Here is a 23559-nt window from a genome sequence, read left to right on the forward strand (position 1 = left end):
ACGGCGTAAGCACAGACTTGCCCGAGCTGTCATAGAACGATAATACACCTGACGTCCGCCGCTTGGCCGACCCGCTGGAACGACCGATGCGCCCCGATCCCTTCGACACCAACCGTTCCAGCTCCAGCGGCGACCGCGAGCCCTACGCCTATGAGCGCGAGCGGCTGATCACTGAGCGCGAACGCCTGCGCCAGAAATACGAGGCCGAGCGGGACGGCAGCGACCCGGAGCCCTATGATCGGGACTTCGGCGCGGCCTACGCCACCCCCAGCGCGCCGCGACGCAAGCGTCCGATCGGTCGCTGGATCCTGCGCGGGGCGGGGATCGGCATTGTCTTGCTGGTCATCGCGATCATCTGGCTGGCGATCACCGCGCCGCTGTCGAAGTCGCTCCAGCCGCCGACGCCGCCCTCGATCACACTCACCGCGGACGACGGCACACCGATCGCGCGACGCGGCGCGATCATCGGCAAGTCGGTCGATGCCTCGAAGCTCCCGCCGCACGTCACGCAGGCGTTCCTCGCGATCGAGGACCGGCGCTTCTATTCGCACTGGGGCGTCGATCCGCGCGGCATCGCGCGTGCGGCATGGGCGAACATGGGCTCGGGCGGCGTGCGCCAGGGCGGCTCGACGATCACGCAGCAGCTCGCAAAGAACGCGTTCCTCGATTCGGACCGCACCGCGACGCGAAAGATCCGCGAGGCGATGATCGCCTTCTGGCTCGAGGCGTGGCTGTCGAAGAACGAGATCCTCTCGCGCTATCTCTCGAACGTCTATTTCGGCGACAACACCTACGGGATCAGCGCGGCCGCCAAGCATTATTTCGGCCGCACCCCCGACAAGCTCAACGTCGGCCAGGCGGCGATGCTCGCCGGGCTGGTCAAGGCGCCATCGCGCCTCGCCCCCACTTCCAACCTCGAAGGTGCGCGCAAGCGGGAGGCCGTCGTGGTCGGCGCGATGGTCGACGCGGGCTTCCTCACCAAGGCGGAGGGCGACGCGGTCCAGCCCCAGCGCGTGCTCGGCAGCCGCCCGTCGCAGCTCCCCAACGGCACCTATTTCGCCGACTGGATCCTCCCCGAAGCCCGCGACCAGGCCGGCGAGATCAAGACCGAGGCGACCGTCCAGACCACGCTCGATCCGCGCCTGCAACGCGCCGCAGAACGCACCGTCGCGCGCGCGGGTCTGCGTCAGGCACAGGTCGCGCTGGTGGCGATGCGTCCCGATGGCCGCGTCGTCGCGATGATCGGCGGCAAGAACTACGCGAAAAGCCCGTTCAACCGCGCGACGCAGGCCCGCCGCCAGCCCGGCTCGACCTTCAAGCTGTTCGTCTACCTCGCCGCGATGCGCCAGGGCCTCACCCCCGATTCGACGATCGAGGACCGCCCGGTGACGATCGGCGACTGGACCCCGAAGAACAGCGACGGCCGCTATCAGGGGACGATCACGCTGCGCCAGGCGTTCGCGCGCTCGTCCAACGTGGCGGCGGCGCGGCTCACGCAACAGGTCGGCGTCAAGGCGGTGATCAAGGCGGCGCGCGACCTCGGCATCTCGACGCCGATCCCGAGCGAGGCCACCATCGGGCTCGGCACCTCGACCGTGTCGCTGCTCGAACTGACCGCCGCCTATGCCGCGATCGCGCGCGAGCAATATCCGGTCCAGCCGCGCGGCCTTGCCGACGTGCGCGAGAAGGGCTGGTACCAGTCGCTGACCGGCGGCGCGACCGAGATGCCGAGCAAGATCCACGACGAGATGCTCGATCTGTTGGCGGCCTCGATCCGCACCGGCACCGGCCGCGGTGCGAACCTGACGGTCGACGCGTTCGGAAAGACCGGCACGACGTCGGACAACAAGGACGCGCTGTTCGTCGGCTTCGCGCGCGATCTGGTGGTCGGCGTGTGGGTCGGTAACGACGACAATTCGTCGAACCCCGGCCTGTCGGGCGGCGGCATTCCCGCGCGCATCTGGCGCGACTTCATGCAGAGCGCGCTGGGAATCGCACCGATCGCCGCGCCTCCTCCCGCGGTCGAGGAAGTCGATCCGGACGCGCTGCCGGTGGACGAGCAGGACAATTCCATTCTGCCGCTAGGCGGGGAGATCGAAGGAATGGGCTTCAACCTGAAGATGGGCGAAGACGGCACCATCTCGGTCGGCCCCTCCCGCCGCGACCGCCAGGAAGGCCCGCCCCCGCGCGACGATCGCCGGCCGCCGGAGGAAGAACCGGGGTTCGACGAGGGGCAGTAACCTTCCGTCACTCGGATTATGTTCGCGACGCTCCTTACCAACTCCGTCATCCCCGCGCAGGCGGGGATCCAGACTGGCTGGCGTACCCAAGAGATCGCTGACGTTCGAGAATATGGATCCCCGCCTGCGCGGGGATGACGGATATGTGGCGAATTGCGATGCTCCCGCGTTGAGGGCAAGCCTCACCCCCGTTGACCTCACCACCGCATCGCAGCATGTCTCACCCATGCGCTTCTTCTCCGACAATGCCGCCACGATCCACCCGCAGGTCATGGCCGCGATCGCCGCCGCCGACACGCTTGACACCGCCTATGCCGGAGATGCGTGGAGCCAGCAGCTCGACGGTCGCTTGTCCGACCTGTTCGAGACCGACGTCGCAGTCCTCTGGGTCCCCACCGGCACCGCCGCCAACTGCCTCGCACTCGCGGCGCTCTGCCCGCCCCACGGCGGCATCGTCTGCCACCGCGACGCGCACATCCAGAACGACGAGGGCGGCGCACCCGAATTCTACACGCACGGCGCTAAGCTGTTCCTCGCCGACGGCAACGGCGCAAAGCTGACCCCAGACACCATCCGCACCGTGATCGACGCGATCCCTGACGACGTCCACCGCGTCCAGCCGCACGCGATCTCGATCACCAACGCCACCGAATATGGCCGCGTGTACCAGCCGCACGAAGTCGCGGAGATCGGCGCGCTGGCAAAGGAGCGCGGGCTCGGCTTCCACATGGACGGCGCACGCTTCGCCAACGCGATGGCACGCGCCGGCTGCTCGCCCGCCGACATGACGTGGCGCGCGGGTGTCGACGCGCTGAGCTTCGGCTTCGTCAAGAACGGCGCGATGAGCGCGGAGGCGCTGGTCTTCTTCAAGCCCGATCTCGCCGCCGTCACGCAATATCGCCGCAAACGCGCCGGGCTGTTGTTGTCGAAGGGGCGGTATCTCGCCGCGCAGATTCTTGCGATGCTCGACGACGATCTCTGGCTCGCCAATGCCAAGGCCGCCAACGACGCAGCCGCCAAGCTCGCCGCGGCGGCCAGCAACCGCTTGGTTCACCCGGTCGAGGCGAACGAAGTCTTCCTCCGCGCCACCCCCGAAGAAGCCGCAGCGCTGCGAGCAAAAGGTTTCGACTTCTACGACTGGGCCGCCGGCGAAATACGCCTCGTCACCGCATGGGACAGCCCTGCGGACGCAGTCGGCCTCCTCGCCGACGCCATTAGCGAGCTGTGACCGGCCCAACCGACCCACCACAGTCGACCCGTGCGGCCGTACTGATCCCGTTTGGCATCGTCACGCTGATCTGGGGCTCGACCTGGCTCGTCATCCGCGACCAGATCGCGGTGGTGCCGCCGAGCTGGTCGATCAGCTACCGCTTCCTCGTCGCCGGCATCGCGATGGCGATCTACGCAGGCATCAAGCGCGAGAGCTTCAAATTCGATGCCCGCGGCTACGCCTTCGCGGCCGTCATCGGCGTCGCGCTGTTCACGTTCAACTTCAACTTCGTCTACCGCGCCGAGCATTACGTGACCTCGGGCCTCGTCGCAGTGGTGTTCGCACTCCTGCTCGTCCCCAACGCGATCTTCGGCCGCATTTTCCTCAAGCAACGCCTCGGGCGGCAGCTGATGGTCGGGTGTGCCGTCGCAATGGCGGGGGTCGCGCTGCTGTTCGTCAACGAGGCGCGGGTCGATCCGCACGGGCCGCGCTCGGCGACGATCGGCATCGTGCTGACGCTGTGCGGCGTGATGGCCGCCTCGGTCGCCAACGTCATCCAGGGCAGCGCGTTCGCCAAGCGCTATCCGATGGCGCCGACGCTCGCGATGGCGATGCTGATCGGCGCGACCCTCGACGCGGCGTTCGCCTGGATCACCACCGGGCCACCGGTGTTCGAGCCGCGCTTCGGCTATGTCGCCGGCATCCTCTATCTCGGCGTGTTCGCCTCCGCGCTCGCCTTCCCGCTCTATTTCAACGTCATCCGCGCGATCGGTCCAGCCAAGGCTGCCTATTCGGGCGTCATCGTGCCGGTGATCGCGATGCTGCTATCGACGATCTTCGAGCGCTATCACTGGTCGACGCTGGCCGTCGCCGGCGCGATCCTGTCGGGCATCGGGCTCGTCATCGCACTCAGCGCGCGCAGGCCGGCGCGGTAGTCAGGCCAAGCAGGCGTCCAGCCAAGCAAGCGCTTCGCCTTGCCGTTAGCGACCCGCCGGTTTTCGTTATAAAACCCGCGCCCCATCGCCGACAGCTCCTCGAGCGTCACGAACGGCGGCGCGGGCATCCCGAGCAGCATCGCCGCGAACGCCACCACGTCGTTCTGCGACGCGGGCACGTCGTCCGCGAGATTATACGCCCCCGCCGGCGCATCGAACCCGGCAATGACGCCCGACACGATATCGTCGACATGCGCGCGGCTGAACACCTGCCCGGGTTGCTCGATCCTGTGCGCCTTGCCCTGCCGCACCCGGTCCAGCGGCGATCGGCCGGGACCATAGATTCCCGGCAACCGAAACGTCCGCGCACCAATGGCCAGCCAGTCCGCATCCGCCGCCGCCCGCGCACTCCGACGACCGCCACCGATCGGTGCCGTCTCGTCCACCCACGCGCCTTGCGCATCGCCGTACACGCCCGTCGACGACAGATACCCGATCCAAGCGCGCGTCCGCAGCAACAGCGAACCGTAGCGCCCGAGCACGGGGTCCGCCTCATGCTCGGGCGGCACCGACGACAGGATGTGCGTCGCCGCCGCGATCTCCGCCGTCACCGCGTCCACATCGTCGAACCGGAGCGTACCATTGCGTCCATCCCGCGTCGTACCGACGACATGCCAGCCGTCCGCCGCGAGCCGCTCGGCAAGCCGCGACGCGGTGTAGCCGAGACCGAAGACCAGCAGCCGGCTCATGGCGCCACCGCCGCGCCAGCCATCGGCCCCTTGTAGAGCGTCCCGAAATAGTCGCCCGCATTCCACACCGGCCGCTGCGCGCCATCGGCGATCTCGCGCGCGATCCGGTAGTTCGCGTCGACGAATCGCACGCCCTGATCCCACAGGATCGGCTGAGTCAGGTCGTCCGACGGCTTGTGATAATTGTTCGCCATGAAATACGCGACCGCGGCCTTGCCCGGCCCCTTCTGACCCGGCCACAGGAACACCGACGGGATACCCTTCTGGACGAAGCGGAAGTGATCCGAGCGGACGAAGATACCCTCTTCCGGCATCGGATCGGGCGACAGGCCGACGCCGATCGCCGCCACCGCCTTCTGGACGATGGGACCGATCGTCGAGCGCTCGGCGCCGAACACCACCATGTCCTCGAACTTGTAGGTCAGGATCGGCATGTCGAGGTTCACATCCGCGACGATCGAGGTCAGCGGCACGGTCGGGTGGTTGGTGAAGTAATCGCTGCCGACCAGCCCCTTTTCTTCACCAGTGACGGCGAGGAACATGATCGTGCGCTTGGGCGCCTGCCCGCTGGCCGTGAAGCGCTTGGCCTCCTCGATGAGGCTGGCGATGCCGATCGCATTGTCGAGCGCGCCGTTGTTGAGCGCATCGCCCTTCACGGGCTTGGTGATGCCGATGTGATCGAGATGCGCGGAGAGCACGACGACCTCCTTGCCGACCACCGGATCGCTACCCGGGATCACGCCGACGACGTTGCTGCTCGCGGCAGGCACGAAGCTCGTCTTGGTCGCGACCGTCAGCGAGCCGACCAGCGGCATCGACTTGAACTTTGCGTTGTCGCTGTCCGCCTGCTTGACGATCCGACTCCAAGGCGTCTTCGCACCGGCGAACAGCTTGGCCGCGCCGGCCATGCTGACCGTGCCGAGCGACGGCGCGCCGGGCGCATCGACCTTGCCGGTGCCGTCGGGGTTCGCCCACGTCATCCGCGGCGTCGCGTAGGAGTCCGCCAGCTTGGCGAACGTCCGTACCTTCGCCGAGCGCGGGCTCTCCAGCGTGATCACGCCGACTGCGCCCTTCGCCTGCGCGATCGCAGCCTTGGTCCCGCCCGAGCCGAAGAACGCGCGCTCCTCGCCGCCGAACCGCGCAGGCGAGCCGCCGAAATACGCGACGATCTTGCCGCGCACGTCGACGCCCTTGTAATCGTCCTGGCCATATTGCGGCGCGTCGATGCCGTAGCCGACGAACACGACGGGCGCTGAAACGCTGGTCTCCGCCTTCGCGCCGTTCGCCGCGGGCACATAGTCCTGACCGAACACGAGCGGCTGCGCAGGCCCGCGACCGGTCCAGACGAAATCGCCCTTGCTCGCCGCCTTGTACGACACGAGCGGCACGGTCTGGAGATACCCGCCCTGATCGCCACCCGGCCGCAGACCTGCCGCATAGAATTGCGCGGCGACATATTGCGCGGCGATATCGAACTCGGGGCTGCCAGCCTCGCGACCCTTCATCGCATCCGACGCGAGAAACAGCACGTGCGCCTTCATCGCCGCCTGATCCGCCGGCAGCGGCGCGGCGAGCTTGGCGTTCAACTCGGCAGTATTCGGAGCCGCAACGGGCATAGTCTGTGCAAGCGCAGAGGTAGAAAGCGCGAGCAACGCGAGCGCGCCGATAGGACGATACATCCGGAAATCCTTGCAAAGGGAACGTGTTGCAGCGGCGTAGCATCCACCGTCACCCGCGCAAGCTTTGGCTGGCGATAGGCGGGCGCGGCCCTATATTCGCAAACATATGCTCGACATCCAGAACAGTCTCGCCCACCCGCTCGTCATTCGCCGCGAGGACTATACCCCGCCCGAGTGGCTGGTCCCCGAGACGAAACTGGCGTTCGACCTCGATCCCTCCACCACCCGCGTAACGGCAACGCTGTCGGTCCAGCGCAACGGCGATCACGCCGCACCGCTACGGCTCGACGGCGCGGGGCAGAAGCCGCTGTCGGTCACGGTCGACGGCGTCGCGATCAACGACTGGCGGATCGCCGGCGAACAGCTCGTCATCCCGCTCGCCGGCGCCGCCCACGTCGTCGAGACGCAGGTCGAGATCGCGCCCGATCGCAACACGCAGTTGATGGGGCTCTATGCCTCGGGCGGCAATCTCTGCACGCAGTGCGAGGCCGAGGGCTTCCGTCGCATCACCTATTTCCCCGATCGGCCCGACGTCCTCAGCGTCTATTCGGTCCGGATGACCGCCGACAAGAAGCACTTCCCGGTGCTGCTCGCGAACGGCGACCCGGTCGAACAAGGCGACTCGGATGACGGCCGCCACTGGGCGACGTGGCACGACCCTTTCCCGAAACCCTCCTACCTGTTCGCGCTGGTCGCGGGCGATCTCGCGGTGAACCGCAGCAGCTTCACGACGATGTCGGGGCGCGAGGTGTCGCTCGGCATTTGGGTGCGCGAGGCCGACCTCCCCAAGACCGACCACGCACTCAAGGCACTCGAACTCGCGATGGCGTGGGACGAGACGACCTATGGCCGCGAGTACGATCTCGACGTGTTCAACATCGTCGCGGTCGACGATTTCAACTTCGGCGCGATGGAGAACAAGGGCCTCAACATCTTCAACTCGCGCTACATCCTGGCCGACCCGGATACCGCGACCGATTACGACTATGACGCGATCGCCGCAGTCGTCGCGCACGAGTATTTCCACAATTGGTCGGGCAACCGGATCACCTGCCGCGACTGGTTCCAGCTGTCGTTGAAGGAAGGCTTCACGGTTTACCGCGACCAGGGCTTCTCCGCCGACCAGGGCTCGCGCGCGGTCAAGCGGATCGAGGACGTCCGCGGCCTGCGCGCGTCGCAATTCCCCGAGGATTCGGGCCCGCTCGCGCACCCCGTGCGGCCAGAATCCTACCAGGAGATCTCGAACTTCTACACCGCGACGATCTACAACAAGGGCGCCGAGCTGATCCGGATGATGGCCGCGATCCTCGGACCGCAGGGCTTCCGCGCCGGCACCGACCTGTATTTCGACCGCTACGACGGGACTGCGGCGACCTGTGAGGATTTCGTCACGTCGATGGAGGAAGGCGGCAAGGTCGACCTCACCCAGTTTCGCCTCTGGTATTCGCAGGCGGGCACGCCGCGCGTCTCGGCAAGCCTGTCGCATGAGGGAGACCGTGCGACCTTGCGGCTCGCCCAGCAGGTACCCGCAACGCCCGGCCAGCCGGTGAAGTCGCCGATGGTGCTGCCGCTGCGGGTGAAGCTGTTCGGTGCCGAATCGGGTGCGGCGCTAACCGACGAGCGCCTCGTCCTGTTCGACGACACGCTCGACACGATCGAATTCGAAGGCCTCACCGAACGCCCGGTGCTGTCGATCAACCGCGGCTTCTCCGCCCCCGTGGTGGTCGAAAGCGACCGCACCGCCGCCGACCTCGCCTTCCTCAGCGCGCACGACGACGATCCGTTCGCACGCTACGAGGCGATGCAGCAGCTGATGCTCGACACGCTGGTCGCGTCGGCGGGCGGGCATGCGGATCACGAGGCCGTGATCGCCGCGGTCGCGAACACGCTCGCCAATACCGATCTCGATCTGGCGTTCGTCGCCGAGGCGGTGTTGCTGCCGTCGGAGAGCTTCATCGGCGACCAGATGGCCGTCGTCGATCCCGACGCGATCTTCCGTGCCCGCGAAGCACTGCGCCGCGATCTCGGTACGCGGCTGGAGGCGCAATGGCGGCAGGCGTATGCGGGGGGCGAGGGTCAGCCCTACGCCTATACGCCGGAGGGCAAGGGCCTGCGTCGCCTGCGAACCGTCGCACTCGGCTATATAGCGGCAAGTGGCGCTACGGATGCTGCGGACCTCGCCTTCGCGCAGTTCGATTTGGCCGACAACATGACCGACCGGATGGGCGCGCTGACGACGCTGGTCAGCAGCGAGTCCGAGATCTGCACCACCGCGCTCGACATCTTCTACAGCCAATATTGCGACAATCCGCTGGTGCTCGACAAGTGGTTCCAGGCGCAGGCGCAGTCGTCGCGCGACGATACCGGCGCGATCGTCGCGGGGCTCGCCGAGCATGCCGACTTCACGCTGACCAACCCCAACCGCGCGCGATCGCTGATCGGCGCGTTCGGGGCGAACCAGCGGGCTTTCAACACTGCCGACGGGAGTGGATACCGGTTCCTCGCGGACCAGCTGATCGCGCTCGACCGGTTGAACCCACAGACCGCTGCGAAGCTTCTCCCGCCGCTCGGGCGATGGCGCAGGTTCGACGCGGCGCGCGCAGGGTTGATGCGCGCGGAACTGGAGCGGATCGTGCGGACGCCGGGGCTGTCGAAGGATGTGTTCGAGCAGGCGTCGAAGAGCCTCGAAGGCTGAACCGATCTGATCCTCCCCCGCCAGGGGGAGGTGTCTGGCACTTGCCGGACGGAGGGGGAGGAAAGTGATTACCGCTATTGCGGCGTCCCCCCCTCCGTCGCCTTCGGCGCCACCTCCCCCTTGCGGGGGAGGATCACAGAAACGCGCTGCCCCTACCTGCGCGCGGCAAAGAACTCCCGCAGGATCCCCGCCGCCTCGGTCTCTGCAATCCCGGCATAAACCTCAGGCCGATGATGACACGTCGGCTGCCCGAAAAACCGCGGCCCATGCTCGACCGCCCCGCCCTTGGCATCCGCCGCCCCATAATAGAGCCGCGCGATCCGGGCATGCGCGATCGCCCCGGCACACATCGCACACGGCTCCAGTGTCACCCAGAGATCGCACCCCTCGAGCCGGTCGCTACCCAGAACCAATGCAGCAGCGCGAATCGCCTGGATCTCGGCATGCGCAGTCGGATCGCACAACGCCCGCGGCGCATTCGCCCCCGTCGCGATAATAACGCCGTCCTTAACGACAACGGCGCCAACCGGGACTTCCCCAGCCAACGCCGCATCGCGTGCCGCGTAGAGCGCACGGCGCATTGGTTCGGGAACGGGGAACATGGCCTCAGGCCCTGCCCCGCCGCCCGCCCCGCGTAAACACCCGCGTAAAGATCAGTTCGGTGCCTGGCTGTTGCCCGGCTTCTCGACGTTGATCGTTGGCACCGCCACGGTCTTGTTCTCGGTGCCGAGCGTGACCTTGGCGACGTCCGCCTGGAACTTCGGCGCCTGAACGACGCCCTGGCGGGTCTGGTCGATGTTGATGATCCCGAAATACATCAGGCCGACCACGACCAGCACGGCGATTGCGACGAGAGACAAGAGCGTACGCATGGGACATCCCCTTTTATTGAACAGTTCGATAGCGTAACAACGTCGTCGATCGCTGTGGGTTGCACAATGCCCATTGCGAACAACCGCGGGCACGTTTGACGTGAATCGGTTGACGAAAGCCGGCGTGCCAGCTATCCGCGCGCCTTTCCGGGGTTCCTCCCGACACTTGAATAGGTAATCACATGTCGCGCATCTGCGAACTGACCGGCAAGGGCCGGATGGTCGGGAACAACGTCTCCCACGCCAACAACAAGACCAAGCGCACGTTCCTGCCGAACCTGCAGAACGTCACGCTGCTCTCCGATTCGCTCGAGAAGGGCGTCAAGCTGCGCGTCTCGACGCACGGCCTGCGTACCGTCGAGCATAACGGTGGCCTCGACAACTGGCTGGTGAAGGTCTCGGACGACAAGCTGTCGCTCCGCGTTCGTCGCCTGAAGCGCGAAGTCGTCAAGAAGATCGCAGAATCGGCCGTCGCCGCCTAACAGCGACGTCGTATTGCGATCACCGCGGCCCGCCCTGCACCTCGCAGGGCGGGCCGTCGGCGTTTGTGGGGTTAGCGGTCCAGCCTGAACTTCAGCAGCAGCGTGCGCTGGAGAAACATCTGGTTGTCGTCCGACACGATCCACACGATCGTCGCGCCGTTCTCGACCGTCGTGTCGATCCCCTCGAAATTATCGTGGATCAGCGGCGCATCGATCGTCGCGATCAGCCGGCCGCGTGCGATTCGCCCCGCCGCCACGTCGCGCGCCGCGACCCGTGATATCCGCGCCGAAAACGTGAACGGCAGCCGGAAACCACGATCGAGCACCAGCAGGTCGCCATTCGGCAGCGCATTGACGTCCGACGGATCATAACGCCCGAACGGTTCGTACGCGAATCGCTCCGGCCCCCCTGCTCCGGTCGGATCGCCCGCGAAGATCAGCGCCTGCCGCGTGTGCAACCGTTCCTCGTCCGACCCAGACCAGTCCGGCCGACGCACATGCGCCTCCTCGCTGATCACGACGAATCGCCCATCGGGCAGCCGCGCCATCGATTCGGGTCCGCCATTCGACGGCCATTTCCGCATCGACTCCGGCATCACCCGCGCCTCGTACCGCGCGAACCCCGCGGTATAGCGCCAGATCGAATTGTCATCTTCGAAGCCGACCCAGATCTTTCCCGTGACCGGATCGATCGCCATCGATTCGCTGTCGCGGTCGCGCTTTTCCCAGCCGATGCCGGGCCCCGCAGGCAGATTCTTGAACACGACACGGTGCGGGAGCCAGTCGGGACCCATGTCGAACTGGACGATGTTGCCGCCGTCGCTGAGCATCGTGAAGCGATTCCCGGTCGCGGCTGGCGTGACGTCGAGCGACGAGAATCCTCCGAACGCGGGATCGCGACTGGCGAGCGCCACCCCGCCCAGATAGGTGAGGCCGCCGACACGAACGTGTCGCGGATTGCTCCGGTCGAGCATCACGCGCGTCGCGGTCAGCTGGGCACGCGTGCCGAGCAGGTCGAGCCGCGCTTCGCCCGACCAGGTCGGCACGATCGCGCAGACGCTCACGGCGACGAACAGGACAGTGATCAGGCGCCGCATCGCGTCCCTCATAGGGTGTCCGACGATCCGCGGAAGCATGAACAGCGGATAACGGACGCATTCAGGCTTAGCTCAATGCGAATCACCCATAAGCGTCTCATCGAGGATGGAAGCACGGCATACGCCGCCGCCGAAATCCCCAACGGGAGACGCACGATGTTCAAGACTTTTACTCTCGCCGCCAGTGCCCTCGCATTGGGTGCGACCGCCCTCGTTCCCGCCGCCGCCGATGCGCAGCGCTGGGGCTCGCGCTACGAGCGTGGTTACGACGGCTACCAGGGTGGCGGCTACCGCGACAATGGCTACGATCGTGGCTATCGTGGCGACTACCGCGAGTATCGCGGCAACGACCGCCGCTACAACGCCCGCAGCCGTCGCGGGTGCGACAACACCGGTGGCACGATCATCGGCGCCCTCGCCGGCGGCCTGCTCGGTCACACCATCGCCGGTCGTGGTGACCGGACGCTCGGCGCAGTCCTGGGCGCGGCCGGTGGTGGCCTGGCGGGCAACGCGATCGATAAGTCGGATAACCCCGGGTATTGCCGGCGGTAAGCCCGGCAAAGCCCGTGCCGGTGCTCGCTAAAGCGAGCACCGGCACGGACGGCGGGCAGGCATCGCCTAACCCGACCGACGACGGCTTTGCCGACGTCGCGCCCGGCTTAGGCCACACCAGTTTCCCAGTTCCCTCGCGTAGCGTATCGAGGGCGAGGGCCGGCTTCCCGTACGGGAGCCGGCCCTTTGTTCATCTATCGCTTTCCTGCGAACGCAGGAATCCAGGTTTACTCAACCCAGCGCCCGCAACCCTGGGCTCCTGCGTTCGCAGGAGAACAAGAAATTACGCGGTCCGCTCCGGCACTTCCGCGGCGTCCTCGGCAATCGCCGCATCAGGCGCCACCGCCTCCCACGGAAACACGAACCAGTCCTTCGTCACCGCCCGGTCGATCGTCCACGCGCAATACTCGATCCGCTCCGCCGAACTGACATTGTCGATCAACATCGCAAACCGCACCGATCCCTCGACAGCACCCGCCGCCGCCAGCGCACGCCGCAGATGCGTGATCGTCCGCCCCGAATCATTGATGTCGTCAACAAACAGCAGCCGCTCGCCCCCTCGCGTCCGCGCGGCAAGCTTCACCAGCGGTTCGTCGGCAAAGTCCTTCACCTGGCTCGAATAATCGACCGACAGCGTCGGCAACCCGATCGCATGGCTGAGGAAAACCGCCGGCACGAGCCCGCCACGGCCGATGCCGATAATGTAGTCGGGTTTCCACTCGGTATCCTCGACGAGCTTGGCGGCGAGGATGTGCACGGCAGCGACGAACTCGTGCTGTCGAATAGGGGTAAAGATCGGCATCGGTCGGATGCTAGCGGGTCAGGGCGAAGACTTCACCCAAAACCCGCCGCATCACCATCTTGTTTCCCCGCGAAGGCGGGGACCTAGTCTGGGCTCCCGCCTTCGCGGGAGAACAAGAAGCGGACATTATCCTAGCAGCTTAGATCGTATCCAGCGCCTGCTCGAAATCGGCGATCAGATCGTCCGGATCCTCCACACCGATCGAAATTCGCACGAGGTTATCCGTAATCCCCAGCGCCTGCTTGCGCGCGTCCGGCACCGACAGATGCGTCATGCCCGCAGGATGGCTAGCCAACGTCTCGGTCCCACCCAGCGACACAGCCAGCTTAGCGATCTTCAGCGCATCGAGGAACGCGAAGCTCTCACGCTCGCCGCCCTTGAGATACAGCGAGAACGTCGAGCCGCCGCCCGTGCAATGGCGACGATAGATGTCCGCTTGCCGCTCCATGCCCGGCTCGTCCTCGAGGAAGCCGAGATACGCGACCCGCTCGACCTTCGGATGATGCCGCAGGAATCCGCAGACCTTGGCCGCATTCTCGCCCGCACGGCTCATCCGCAGTTCCAGAGTCTCCAGCGATCGCAGCAACATCCAGGCGGTATTCGGATCGGTGATCGTCCCGATCGTGTTCCGCATCGTCCGGATCGTATTGATATGCTCCTTCGACCCCAGCACGCCGCCCGCGACCAGATCCGAATGCCCGCCGACATATTTGGTCAGCGAGTAGACGACGATATCCGCACCATGCTTGAGCGGCTGGAACCACAGCGGCCCGAGGAACGTGTTGTCGATCGCGATCGGTGGCTTCTCACCCTTGAAGATTGCGTCACGGCTGGCCGCGACCGCCTCGACGTCGACCAGCGCGTTGGTCGGGTTCGCTGGACTTTCGAGATAGATCAGCGCGACGTTACCGGTCGCCGCCTCGGTCATCACCGCGTCGATTTCCTCGCGCGTCGCACCCGCCGGAAAGTCGAGCCACTTGACCCCGAACTTGCCGAGCACGCGGCCGATCAGCGTCTCGGTCGCCGCGTATAACGGCCCCGAATGGACGATCGTGTCGCCCGGCTTGACCATCGCCAGGAACAGCGTCGCGATCGCCGACATGCCCGACGAGAAGGCGAGCGCGTCCTCCGCCTCTTCCCACACGCCGAGGCGATCCTCGAGGATCTCCTGGTTCGGCCCGTTGAAGCGCGAATAGACGAGGCCCTCGGCCCCGCCCGGACGCTTGCCGGTAACGCCCTCGAAGTGACGCTTGCCCGCCGCCGCATTGGGGAACACGAAGGTCGAGGTGAGGAAGATCGGCGGCTTCAGCGAGCCTTCCGACAGCGCGGGGTCGTAACCGTGGCCCATCATCAGCGTCGACGGCTTCAGCTTGCGCCCGCCGATCTTCTCGACCTCGGGCTTGGGCGCGACGCGCGCGGCGACGCCGGTCAGGTCCGCTTCGGTTTCGGCGGGGACTGCGCCGGCGTTTTCGGGGGTATCGGACATCAATATGCTCCTGCGCGGCCCGTCTTATGCGAGCCGATGTGCGGAGCCTAAACGACCGGCAAGGGCTTTGGGAGCCGTTACGGCCTCCCGTTACAGGCCGATGATGCTGATCTGGCGCCCATAGGAGGGCTCGCCACGATGGGTCGCGCGCCGATAGCTGAAAAAGCGTGCCTCATCGGCATAGGTGTCGAGCCCGAGCGCCTCGATCCGGCCAATCCCGGCGACCGCGAGCCGGCTGACGACATAGGCCTCCAGGTCGAACTGGTAATGATCGCCCCTGTTCTCGACGGCGCGACCGTCTGCGAAGAAGCGTTCGTTCTCCGGATCGGCCTCGCAGAACCGGCGGATGAAGCCGTCGTCGACCTCGTAACTGGCGCGCGCGATGCACGGCCCGACTGCAGCGACGATCCGATCGCGATGCGCGCCGATCGCCTCCATCGCGAGGATCGTCGCATCGGTGACGCCGCCGAGCGCGCCATTCCAGCCGGCATGCGCGGCAGCGACGACGCCGGCTTCACGGTCAGCGAACAATACGGGCGCGCAGTCCGCGGTAAGAATACCGAGCGCAAGGCCGGGGCGGTTGGTGACCAGCGCATCGGCATGCGGACGGATCGCGTCGTCGAACGGCTCGATCACGGTGACCGCGTCGGCGGAATGGACCTGGTACAGACCGACGAGTGTCGCACCGGGTAGAACGGCTTCGGTGGCGCGGCGGCGGTTCTCCGCGATGGCGGCGGGGTCGTCGTCGGACCCGATGCCGACATTGAGGCTCGCATACGCGCCGGTCGAGACGCCGCCACGCCGGCCGAGAAAACCATGTTGAATGTCGCCAAGCGCCTTCGCGCGGATTGGATCGATGGTCATAGCGACCGGCCTTCCCATAGCTCCACCCCGGCGAAGGCCGGGGCCCAATTGGGGGATGTTGCTGACAGGGGACTGCGCATCGTTACTGCGACCTTTCCAATTGGGCCCCGGCCTCCGCCGGGGTGGTGGCCTTTCGCTACGATATCTCTGGAGGCATCAAGCATTACAGCTCAAGCCGCATGATTCGGTCATCATCAGGCTGCTCACCGACCATGAACACATACCGCCCGATCTCGACGAAGCCGTAACGCTGATAGAACCGGTGCGCCCGGTGGTTGTCCACATAGACGCTGAGGATCATCTCCGTCCGCCCCCCAACACGTGCGACATCGATCGCCCAGTCCATCAACGCCGGCCCGACACCCGCACCATGCTGGTCGCCCCGCACGTAAAGCTGGTGAAGCTCGATCGCCGTCGCCGGCCAGTCGCCAGGGAATGCGACGGGTCCGATCTTGGCAAACCCGACGATCTCACCCGATTCGTCCACCGCGACGCGCACCGTGAAGGCAGGATCGGACAGTTGCGCCGGCAGCCCCGCCTCGCCGAACGTTTGTTCGAGAAACGCGGCAAGATCTTTAGGGCGATACAGCGTCCCGAACGTGTCGGTAAACGACCGCTTCGCCATCGCAGCGAGGTCTGCGCCATCAGCGGCCACGGCGTTGCGATAGGCGATCATGCACCAAAGCCCGCAAACGCCGCCGGTGTCGGCCAATTCGGCGCGGTGATCGCGAGCGCTTTGAAAAGCGTACCCATATCGTCCATCAACCTCCTCCGATCCGCTGCCAGTGCCTCCGCTCGCGCAGGCGACGCCTTGGCGAGCGCCGACGTCCGCGAATCGATCCCGAGCGCACCGAGCAGGTCGCGCTGCGTCACCGGTCCCCACGCGACTGCGCCCTCCGTTTGGGCGGCCGCAGCGAGCGTGGTGAAGTCGACATGCGTGGTCAGGTCGTGCTCGCCGGGCGCCTCGAACGGATTGGCGAACGCATGCCCGCGCACCGCCTGCAACGTGTCGCCGAGCGCCGGCCCCTCATAGCCATAGTCGATCGCGATCAGCGCACCGCCCTGCGCCGCGATCCGCTTGGCGAGACCGCGAATGATCGTCACGGCGGCTGGCGAGGTTTCAAGGATCGAGCCAGCAGGGGCGTCCCGAAACGGCTCGGGGATGACGGCATCCGGGAGCGGCTTGCCGGCGATCGGCAGGAACAGCAGGTCCTGCGCTGCGACGAGGCGTTCGTGCCACTGCTCGCGCTTCACCAACTGCCGGATCGGCAGCGCGTCGAAGAACTCGTTGGCGACGACGATCAGCGGACGATCGGTCGGCAGCGTGTCGATCGCGTCGTGCGAGGTCGCCGCCGGCACACGCTCGGCCTGAGCCTTCCGCAACGCCGGGCTGGTCTCGACGAAATGCACCGGCGGCTCCAGCCCAGCCTTCGCCATCGCCCGCGCGGCATCGGCGGCCAGCGTCCCGCGACCCGGCCCGAGCTCGACCCACGCCACATCCGGCCGCCCCGCGCGGTCCCAAAGATCGGCACACCACAGCCCGACAAGCTCACCGAACATCTGGCTGATCTCGGGCGCGGTGGTGAAGTCCCCCCCCGCCCCCAGCGGATCGCGCGTCGCATAATACTGCGCGTTCGCCGCCGCCATATACTGCGCAACGGGGATCGGACCCGCGAGCGCAATCGCGCGGGCGAGACGTTCGGGAAGGGCTGTGTCGGTCATCTAAAACTCTCTACCACCCCGGCGGAGGCCGGGGCCCAATTGGGAAGGTCGATGTAACGACGCGCAACGCATGTCACTACGGACGTTCCACTTGGGCCCCGGCCTCCGCCGGGGTGGTGCTTCTAATCAAAAACTTAGCTTAAGCGACGCTCGCCGTCCCCGCGATCGACTCGACCCGCACCCGCCGCTTGGCCGACGTCGCCACCAGATACGCGCCGCCGACGATCATCGGCACGCACAGCCACTGCCCCATGTGCAGCCCGGTATGCTCGGCAAACGCGCGCAGCTGCGAATCCGGCTCGCGGAAGAACTCGACGGTGAACCGCGCGATCCCGTAGCCGAGCACGAACAACCCGACGAGCTTGCCCGGATCGTACCGCGCCTTGGTCTTCCAGAACGCGAACCACAGCAGCGCGAACAGGACGATGCCCTCAAGACCCGCCTCGTACAGCTGGCTCGGATGCCGCGCCGGCTCGACCATCCCGAACGGCACGGTGCGCTCGAAGATGATCCCCCACGCGACGTCGGTCGGCTTGCCCCACAGCTCGCCATTCACGAAGTTCGCCAGCCGTCCGAAGAACAGCCCGAACGGCACACAGCACGCGATATAATCGTGCACGCGCAACCAGTTGAGCTGGTGCTTGCGCGCAAACAGGATCAGACCGATCGACGTGCCGATGACGCCGCCGTGGAACGACATGCCGCCGTCCCAGAGGCGGAAGATCCGCAGCGGATGCAGGAACATTTCGGGCGCGTAGAAGATCACATAGCCGAGCCGCCCGCCGAGGATGATCCCGAGCGTCGCGTAGAACACCAGGTCGTCGGCATGCCGCCGCGCCATCGGTGCGCCGGGCTGGGCGAGCAGCTTCAGCAGATACCACCAGCCGAGCAGGATCCCGCCGATATAGGCAAGGCTGTACCAGCGCAGCGTAAAGAAGCCGATCGAGAAGACGTCGGGGTGCAGCCCCAAATCCTCGAAGCGGACGTGATTGCCGACGGCAGGCGCTACGGCACCCGCAGCGGCGGTGATGGTCGACAGGATCAAAGGCTTTTCCCCACGCGTTCGCCCCTGCATAAAGACCGATAACGATAAGACCAAGTAGGAGAGCGATATGCGGACCGAGCTGGACCTGGCTATGGATTCGACGATGGCCGCGCTGACCGCGCCCGACGGCATGCTCGCGCTCGGATCGGCCGAGCGGTTCGGCGTCACGCTGCCGACGATCGCCGCCGCCCCGCCCGCGCTCAGCTACTATTTCGCGCACTATTCCAACGAGCACCGCGACACCGTCTTCCTCGTCTCAGGGAACGAGCGACTGACGTTCGGCGAAGTCTACGCGGCGGCCGAACGCACCGCGCGGGCCCTCGTCGGCAGTCACGGGGTCGGCGGGTACGGGATCGCGAAGGGCGACCGCGTCGGCATCGCGATGCGCAACTCGCCGTCGTGGATCGTGCTCTACATGGGAATCATCATCGCCGGCGGCGTCGCGACGTTGCTCAACGGCTGGTGGCAGTCCGAGGAACTGGAGGCGGCGATCGGCGAGGTCGACTGCGCGCTCGTGTTCGCCGACCCGCCCCGGGTGAAGCGTCTGGCGCAGATCGCCGGGCTGACCGCACCGGTAGTCGAGATCGACGATTCGCGCGTCCTCGACGCTGCGCTCGCGCCGGTGTTTGCAAAGGACGATCACACCGCCGACCTGCCGCTGCTCGGGCCTGAAGATCACGCGACGATCCTGTTCACCTCGGGCTCGACCGGCCAGTCGAAGGGTGCGCTGTCCGAACACCGCTCGGTCGTGCAGGGCATCTTCAACTATCTCGGCCAGGCGATGATGATGGTCGGCATCGCCACCGCGCAAGGCAATCCGCCGGTCGGCCAACCGGTCACACTGCTGACGATCCCGCTGTTCCACATCACCGGGGAAGTGCCGGTCTTCCTCCAGAGCTTTGCGATGGGGCGCAAGCTCGTGCTCATGCCAAAATGGGATGCAGGCGAGGCGATGCGGCTGATCGAGGCGGAGGGGGTCACCTACTTCGTCGGCGTGCCGCTGATGAGCTTCGAGATCCTCAACCACCCCGATCGCGCGAACTACGACCTGTCGACCGTCACCGATTTCGCCGCGGGGGGCGCACCCCGCCCGGTCGATCACGTCCGCCGCATAGACGAGGAGATGGGCGGAAGCGCACCGCTGATCGGCTACGGCCTGACCGAGACCAACGCGGTCGGCACCGGCAACTGGCGCGGCAATTACCTCGCCAAGCCCAATTCCGCCGGCCGCCCCGGCGCGCCGTTGGTCGATCTCGCGATCCTCGACGATGCCGGCCACCCGCTCGACCAGGGCCAACGCGGCGAGGTCTGCATCCGCACGATCTGCAACTTCAAGGAATATTGGAACCGTCCGGATGCGACCGCCGCGGCGTTCACCGCGGATGGCTATTTCCGCACCGGCGACATCGGTTACCTCGACGAGGACGGCTATCTGTTCATCGTCGACCGCAAGAAGGACATCATCATCCGCGGCGGCGAGAACATCTCGTGCCAGGAGGTGGAAGCGGCGTTGTACGAGCACCCAGCCGTCGCGGAGGCGGCGGTCTTCGGGTTGGCTGACGAACGCTTCGGCGAAGTCCCCGGCGCAGTAGTGGTCCCGCAGGACGGCGAGACGCTGACCCCGGACGACCTGACCGCGTTCCTCCACCAGCACATCGCCGCGTTCAAGATACCGCAGCGCATCTGGATTTCGGAAGAGCCGCTGCCAAGACTGGGGACGGAGAAGATCGACAAGGTGTCGCTCAAGGCCACGTATCGAGCGCTGGCCTAAATTCCCTCGCCCCTCCGGGGAGAGGGAGGGAGGAGCCAATTGGCGACGGAAGGGAGAGGGGCAGTGAGACTCCCGGCACGGCCCCGGAGACCCACTTCCCCTCATCCGACGCTCCGCGCCACCTTCTCCCCGTGGGGGAGAAGGATTAGAGCGCACCGATGATCAACAGGCGCAGCATACTCGTCGGCGGCGGCGCGGGGATCGGCCTCGTCGTCGCGTGGGGTCTCTGGCCACGCAGCTACGCCCCCAATCTCGTCGCCAACCCAGGCGAAACCCCGTTCGGCGCGTGGCTGAAGATCGGCACCGACGGCCATGTCACCGTCGCCGTCCCGCAGGTCGAGCATGGTCAGGGCGTCTACACGACCCTCCCCCAGATCGTCGCGGACGAGCTCGGCGCGGACTGGCGCACGATCGGCGTCGAGCCCGCCCCGCTTAACCCGCTCTACGCCAACCCAATCGGCACACACGACCTGTTCGAAGGCCTGTTCGACCGCCTCCCAAACAGCCTCGAACAACCAATGCTCACCGGCGGATCGAGCTCGATCCGGATGTTCGAGCACGCTTGCCGCGAAGCCGGCGCAGGCGCCCGCGCGCTGCTCTGCATGGCCGCGGCCAAACGCTGGGACGCCGACTGGACCCGAGTAAACGTCGACGCCGGCTTCTGCACGTACGGCGCCAAGCGTATCCGCTTCGCCGAACTCGCCGAAGAGGCCGCAAAGTTCACCTTCCCCGATCCCCTCCCGCTCGGCATCCAAGGCGCAGGCAAGCTGGTCGGCAAGTCGGTCCCACGCCTAGATACGCCCTCGAAAGTCGACGGCTCGGCCAACTTCGCAGGCGATGTCCGCCTTGCCGACATGGTCCACGCCGCAATCCGCCAAGGCCCCGTCGGCGGTCGCCTGACAAGGGTCGACCGCGCCGCCGCCGACCGCATCCGCGGCGTTCTGTCGGTGGTCGAGAACCCGCGCTGGGTCGCGACCGTGGCGACAACAGGGTGGGCCGCACAAAAGGCGCTCGACGCCCTCGCCCCGCGATTCGAGAACGACGCGCCCCTCCCCGATACCAGGTCGATCGACGCAGCACTCGACGTCGCGCTAGCCCGTCCCGGCACGCAGATGGCCTCCGCGGGAGATGTCGCCGCAACCTTCCAGGGTGCCAAGCTCGTCACCGCGACCTACCGCGCCGGCCTCGGCCTGCACGCAGCGATCGAGACCCGCAGCGCAACCGCCTCCTTCTCCAACGGCCGCCTCGAACTCTGGCTGGCAACGCAAGCGCCGGGGCTCGCACGATCGGCAGCGGCGCACGCGGCGGACCTCAGCGAGGATGCCGTCGTCGTCCACCCGATGCTGATCGGCGGATCGTTCGGCGCCGCGCTTGAACACGACGTCGCCGAACAGGCGGCGGTGCTCGCGATCAAACTCCGCCGCCCGGTCAGCCTAGTCTGGTCGCGCGGGGAAGACTCGCTCCACGACCACTACCGGGCGCCCGCCGTCGCGAAGATGGCCGCACGGCTCGCCCCCAACGGCGCGATCATGGGCTGGAGCGCGAACATCGCAGCCCCATCCACCGGCGCCGAGATGGTACGCCGGATGATGCCGGGCCTCGCGACCGAAGCCGCGCTGATCGGCGTCAAAGGCGACCGCTACGCCGTTGCGGGCGCGACGCCGGTCTATCGCATCCCCGCCTATACGGTCGAGCATCACCCCGCCGAGATCGGTATCCCGACCGGCCACCTCCGCGGCGGCGCGCATGGCTACACCGCGTTCTTCACCGAATGCTTTCTCGACGAACTCGCGCGTACCGCCCAGTCCGAACCGATGTCGTTCCGCATTGCCATGCTCGGCGGCGAACCGCGACTCGCGCGCTGCCTCTCGACCGCCGCGGCGCTCGGCGGCTGGGATGGCGGCGTCGCCGGCAGCGGCCAGGGCATCGCCGCCCACGCCTTCCGCGGTAGCTACATCGCCGTCATGGCGGAGGCGCATTTAGGCGCGGACCAGCGCCCGGTGGTCGACCGCCTTGTCGCCGCGGTCGATTGCGGTGCGCAGATCAATCCCGACATCGTCCGTCAGCAGATCGAGGGCGGGCTGATCTTCGGCATGGCGTCCGCACTCGGCGCCTCGACCGGCTTCACCCGCGGTCTCGCCGACGCGCGCGGGTTCGACACGATCGGCCTGCCAAGGCTCGCCGACACGCCCGACATCACCGTCGAGGTCATCCGCAGCGACGAAGCCCCCGGCGGCGTCGGCGAACTCGGCGTCCCCGCGGTCGCACCGGCGATCGCCAACGCGCTCTATGCGTCAACGGGCTTCCGCATCCGCAATTTGCCTTTAAGACCAGCGCCATGACCCTGCCCCCCGATCATCCCCCGATTCCGAAGCCCAAGATCGGCGTGTTGCTGATGAACCTCGGCACGCCCGATGGCCCCGATGCGAAATCGGTAAAGCGCTATCTCGGCGAGTTCCTGTCCGATTCGCGCGTCGTCGAAATCCCGCAGATCGCGTGGCAGCCGATCCTGCGCGGCATCATCCTCAACACGCGCCCGAAAAAGTCCGCGCACGCTTATTCGCAGGTCTGGCGCGAGGATGGCTCGCCGCTCGCCGCGATCACGCGGTTGCAGGCCGCCGCGTTGAAAGATTCGTTCGGGCCGGACGTGCTGGTCGACTGGGCGATGCGCTACGGCAATCCGTCGATGTCGGACCGGCTGACGGCGATGAAGGCGGCGGGCTGCGAACGCATCCTGCTCGCGCCGCTCTACCCGCAATATTGCGCAGCAACGACTGCGACGGCGAACGACAAGGCGTTCAAGCATCTCGCCGGTTTGCGCTGGCAGCCGGCGATCCGCACGCTGCCGCCTTACTATGACGACACGCTCTATATCGACGCGCTGACGGACTCGCTCGAAGAGGCGCTCTCCGCGCTCGATTTCACGCCCGACGCGATCGTGGCCAGCTTCCACGGGATGCCGAAGCGCACGTTGCAGCAGGGCGATCCGTATCACTGCCACTGCCAGAAGACCGCGCGGTTGCTCGGCGAGCGGATGGGGCGCGAGCTGACGATCGCGTTCCAGTCGCGGTTCGGGCCGCAGAAGTGGCTGGGGCCGGCAACCGACGAGACGCTCGTTGCGCTGGCCAAGGCGGGCAAGACCAAGGTGGCGATCTTCGCGCCGGGCTTCTCCGCCGATTGCCTGGAGACGCTGGAGGAATTGTCGATCCGAGGCCGCGAGAGCTTCGAGGAAGCCGGCGGCACGCACTTCGCCTATCTCCCCTGCCTCAACGACAGCCCGGTCGGCGTGGAAATGTTGCGCAGCATTTTGGCACGCGAGCTTGAAGGATGGGTGCGGGCTGGCTAGCTTTCGGCAAAA

The 23559-nt window shown here is 66.7% G+C and carries 20 protein-coding genes; 9 read left to right on the forward strand and 11 right to left on the reverse strand.

The window, feature by feature from the left end; genetic code table 11:
- The first annotated feature begins 86 nt into the window (after window positions 1-86).
- The 3 genes from ASE82_RS17510 to ASE82_RS17520 all read left to right on the forward strand — a co-directional run bounded on the left by ASE82_RS17510 (window position 87) and on the right by ASE82_RS17520 (window position 4385).
- Window positions 87-2240: a transglycosylase domain-containing protein gene (locus tag ASE82_RS17510; RefSeq protein ID WP_082441714.1), complete on the forward strand. Its 2154-nt coding sequence runs from the start codon at window positions 87-89 to the stop codon at window positions 2238-2240.
- Between the two features lie 226 nt (window positions 2241-2466).
- Complete coding sequence (locus ASE82_RS17515) at window positions 2467-3468, forward strand: threonine aldolase family protein (protein ID WP_056066356.1); 1002 nt, start codon at window positions 2467-2469, stop codon at window positions 3466-3468.
- A complete protein-coding gene (locus ASE82_RS17520; protein ID WP_056066358.1) occupies window positions 3465-4385 on the forward strand; it encodes a DMT family transporter in 921 nt (306 codons plus the stop codon). The genes ASE82_RS17515 and ASE82_RS17520 overlap by 4 nt, the downstream gene beginning before the upstream one ends.
- Here ASE82_RS17520 and ASE82_RS17525 read toward each other — a convergent pair.
- Both ASE82_RS17525 and ASE82_RS17530 read right to left on the reverse strand, forming a co-directional pair.
- A complete protein-coding gene (locus ASE82_RS17525; protein ID WP_056066361.1) occupies window positions 4298-5134 on the reverse strand; it encodes a hypothetical protein in 837 nt (278 codons plus the stop codon). The genes ASE82_RS17520 and ASE82_RS17525 overlap by 88 nt on opposite strands.
- Window positions 5131-6813 carry a M28 family metallopeptidase gene (locus tag ASE82_RS17530; RefSeq protein ID WP_056066364.1) on the reverse strand — a complete coding sequence of 561 codons (1683 nt, stop codon included), beginning with the start codon at window positions 6811-6813 and terminating at the stop codon, window positions 5131-5133. Before ASE82_RS17530 ends, ASE82_RS17525 begins: the two co-directional genes overlap by 4 nt.
- Window positions 6814-6919: 106 nt before the next feature.
- Between ASE82_RS17530 and pepN the strand changes: the two genes are divergently transcribed.
- Window positions 6920-9508, forward strand: coding sequence for an aminopeptidase N (pepN, locus tag ASE82_RS17535; protein WP_056066367.1), 2589 nt, complete (start codon window positions 6920-6922; stop codon window positions 9506-9508).
- A gap of 152 nt (window positions 9509-9660) precedes the next feature.
- Here the strand turns inward: pepN and ASE82_RS17540 are convergent, their stop codons facing one another.
- Both ASE82_RS17540 and ASE82_RS17545 read right to left on the reverse strand, forming a co-directional pair.
- A complete protein-coding gene (locus tag ASE82_RS17540) occupies window positions 9661-10110 on the reverse strand; it encodes a nucleoside deaminase (protein WP_235524782.1) in 450 nt (149 codons plus the stop codon).
- A 51-nt stretch (window positions 10111-10161) separates the two neighbouring features.
- Complete coding sequence (locus tag ASE82_RS17545; RefSeq protein WP_056066373.1) at window positions 10162-10380, reverse strand: hypothetical protein; 219 nt, start codon at window positions 10378-10380, stop codon at window positions 10162-10164.
- A gap of 182 nt (window positions 10381-10562) precedes the next feature.
- Here ASE82_RS17545 and rpmB point away from each other — a divergent pair, with 182 nt between their 5' ends.
- Window positions 10563-10862, forward strand: coding sequence for a 50S ribosomal protein L28 (gene rpmB / locus ASE82_RS17550; protein WP_056066376.1), 300 nt, complete (start codon window positions 10563-10565; stop codon window positions 10860-10862).
- A gap of 71 nt (window positions 10863-10933) precedes the next feature.
- Here the strand turns inward: rpmB and ASE82_RS17555 are convergent, their stop codons facing one another.
- On the reverse strand, window positions 10934-11959 hold the full coding sequence (locus ASE82_RS17555; protein ID WP_200910745.1) for an esterase-like activity of phytase family protein: 1026 nt from the start codon (window positions 11957-11959) through the stop codon (window positions 10934-10936).
- Window positions 11960-12115: 156 nt separating this feature from the next.
- Between ASE82_RS17555 and ASE82_RS17560 the strand changes: the two genes are divergently transcribed.
- Window positions 12116-12511 (forward strand): glycine zipper 2TM domain-containing protein, encoded by a 396-nt coding sequence (locus ASE82_RS17560; RefSeq protein ID WP_056066597.1) that lies wholly within the window; start codon window positions 12116-12118, stop codon window positions 12509-12511.
- Window positions 12512-12794: 283 nt separating this feature from the next.
- Here ASE82_RS17560 and ASE82_RS17565 read toward each other — a convergent pair whose 3' ends face one another.
- The 6 genes from ASE82_RS17565 to lgt all read right to left on the reverse strand — a co-directional run bounded on the left by ASE82_RS17565 (window position 12795) and on the right by lgt (window position 18460).
- Window positions 12795-13313, reverse strand: a complete 519-nt coding sequence (locus ASE82_RS17565; RefSeq protein WP_056066379.1) for a phosphoribosyltransferase — start codon at window positions 13311-13313, stop codon at window positions 12795-12797.
- Window positions 13314-13452: 139 nt separating this feature from the next.
- Window positions 13453-14799 carry a cystathionine gamma-synthase family protein gene (locus ASE82_RS17570; protein WP_056066382.1) on the reverse strand — a complete coding sequence of 449 codons (1347 nt, stop codon included), beginning with the start codon at window positions 14797-14799 and terminating at the stop codon, window positions 13453-13455.
- Between the two features lie 90 nt (window positions 14800-14889).
- On the reverse strand, window positions 14890-15663 hold the full coding sequence (gene pgeF / locus ASE82_RS17575) for a peptidoglycan editing factor PgeF (protein WP_082441685.1): 774 nt from the start codon (window positions 15661-15663) through the stop codon (window positions 14890-14892).
- A gap of 163 nt (window positions 15664-15826) precedes the next feature.
- On the reverse strand, window positions 15827-16339 hold the full coding sequence (locus ASE82_RS17580; protein ID WP_056066388.1) for a GNAT family N-acetyltransferase: 513 nt from the start codon (window positions 16337-16339) through the stop codon (window positions 15827-15829).
- Complete coding sequence (locus ASE82_RS17585; RefSeq protein WP_056066391.1) at window positions 16336-17385, reverse strand: class I SAM-dependent methyltransferase; 1050 nt, start codon at window positions 17383-17385, stop codon at window positions 16336-16338. The genes ASE82_RS17580 and ASE82_RS17585 overlap by 4 nt, the downstream gene beginning before the upstream one ends.
- A gap of 139 nt (window positions 17386-17524) precedes the next feature.
- A complete protein-coding gene (gene lgt / locus ASE82_RS17590) occupies window positions 17525-18460 on the reverse strand; it encodes a prolipoprotein diacylglyceryl transferase (protein ID WP_082441687.1) in 936 nt (311 codons plus the stop codon).
- A gap of 37 nt (window positions 18461-18497) precedes the next feature.
- On the opposite strand from lgt, the gene ASE82_RS17595 reads away from it, so the two are divergent.
- The 3 genes from ASE82_RS17595 to hemH all read left to right on the forward strand — a co-directional run bounded on the left by ASE82_RS17595 (window position 18498) and on the right by hemH (window position 23547).
- Window positions 18498-20201: a class I adenylate-forming enzyme family protein gene (locus ASE82_RS17595; protein WP_200910746.1), complete on the forward strand. Its 1704-nt coding sequence runs from the start codon at window positions 18498-18500 to the stop codon at window positions 20199-20201.
- Between the two features lie 158 nt (window positions 20202-20359).
- Entirely contained in the window at window positions 20360-22543 is a 2184-nt protein-coding gene (locus tag ASE82_RS17600; protein ID WP_056066397.1) for a xanthine dehydrogenase family protein molybdopterin-binding subunit, read from the forward strand.
- On the forward strand, window positions 22540-23547 hold the full coding sequence (gene hemH, locus ASE82_RS17605) for a ferrochelatase (RefSeq protein ID WP_056066400.1): 1008 nt from the start codon (window positions 22540-22542) through the stop codon (window positions 23545-23547). The genes ASE82_RS17600 and hemH overlap by 4 nt, the downstream gene beginning before the upstream one ends.
- Window positions 23548-23559 lie beyond the last annotated feature (12 nt).

Source organism: Sphingomonas sp. Leaf230 (genome assembly GCF_001421745.1).
Taxonomy (GTDB): Bacteria; Pseudomonadota; Alphaproteobacteria; order Sphingomonadales; family Sphingomonadaceae; genus Sphingomonas.

Bases quoted from the DNA above. Each gene is read 5' to 3' on its own strand.
- rpmB (WP_056066376.1), top strand. From the start codon at position 10,563: ATGTCGCGCATCTGCGAACTGACCGGCAAGGGCCGGATGGTCGGGAAC.
- lgt (WP_082441687.1), bottom strand. From the start codon at position 18,460: ATGCAGGGGCGAACGCGTGGGGAAAAGCCTTTGATCCTGTCGACCATC.
- ASE82_RS17560 (WP_056066597.1), top strand. From the start codon at position 12,116: ATGTTCAAGACTTTTACTCTCGCCGCCAGTGCCCTCGCATTGGGTGCG.
- ASE82_RS17545 (WP_056066373.1), bottom strand. From the start codon at position 10,380: ATGCGTACGCTCTTGTCTCTCGTCGCAATCGCCGTGCTGGTCGTGGTC.
- ASE82_RS17570 (WP_056066382.1), bottom strand. From the start codon at position 14,799: ATGTCCGATACCCCCGAAAACGCCGGCGCAGTCCCCGCCGAAACCGAA.
- ASE82_RS17555 (WP_200910745.1), bottom strand. From the start codon at position 11,959: ATGCGGCGCCTGATCACTGTCCTGTTCGTCGCCGTGAGCGTCTGCGCG.
- hemH (WP_056066400.1), top strand. From the start codon at position 22,540: ATGACCCTGCCCCCCGATCATCCCCCGATTCCGAAGCCCAAGATCGGC.
- ASE82_RS17600 (WP_056066397.1), top strand. From the start codon at position 20,360: ATGATCAACAGGCGCAGCATACTCGTCGGCGGCGGCGCGGGGATCGGC.
- ASE82_RS17510 (WP_082441714.1), top strand. From the start codon at position 87: ATGCGCCCCGATCCCTTCGACACCAACCGTTCCAGCTCCAGCGGCGAC.
- ASE82_RS17525 (WP_056066361.1), bottom strand. From the start codon at position 5,134: ATGAGCCGGCTGCTGGTCTTCGGTCTCGGCTACACCGCGTCGCGGCTT.
- ASE82_RS17595 (WP_200910746.1), top strand. From the start codon at position 18,498: ATGCGGACCGAGCTGGACCTGGCTATGGATTCGACGATGGCCGCGCTG.
- ASE82_RS17580 (WP_056066388.1), bottom strand. From the start codon at position 16,339: ATGATCGCCTATCGCAACGCCGTGGCCGCTGATGGCGCAGACCTCGCT.
- pgeF (WP_082441685.1), bottom strand. From the start codon at position 15,663: ATGACCATCGATCCAATCCGCGCGAAGGCGCTTGGCGACATTCAACAT.
- ASE82_RS17565 (WP_056066379.1), bottom strand. From the start codon at position 13,313: ATGCCGATCTTTACCCCTATTCGACAGCACGAGTTCGTCGCTGCCGTG.
- ASE82_RS17530 (WP_056066364.1), bottom strand. From the start codon at position 6,813: ATGTATCGTCCTATCGGCGCGCTCGCGTTGCTCGCGCTTTCTACCTCT.
- pepN (WP_056066367.1), top strand. From the start codon at position 6,920: ATGCTCGACATCCAGAACAGTCTCGCCCACCCGCTCGTCATTCGCCGC.
- ASE82_RS17515 (WP_056066356.1), top strand. From the start codon at position 2,467: ATGCGCTTCTTCTCCGACAATGCCGCCACGATCCACCCGCAGGTCATG.
- ASE82_RS17585 (WP_056066391.1), bottom strand. From the start codon at position 17,385: ATGACCGACACAGCCCTTCCCGAACGTCTCGCCCGCGCGATTGCGCTC.
- ASE82_RS17540 (WP_235524782.1), bottom strand. From the start codon at position 10,110: ATGTTCCCCGTTCCCGAACCAATGCGCCGTGCGCTCTACGCGGCACGC.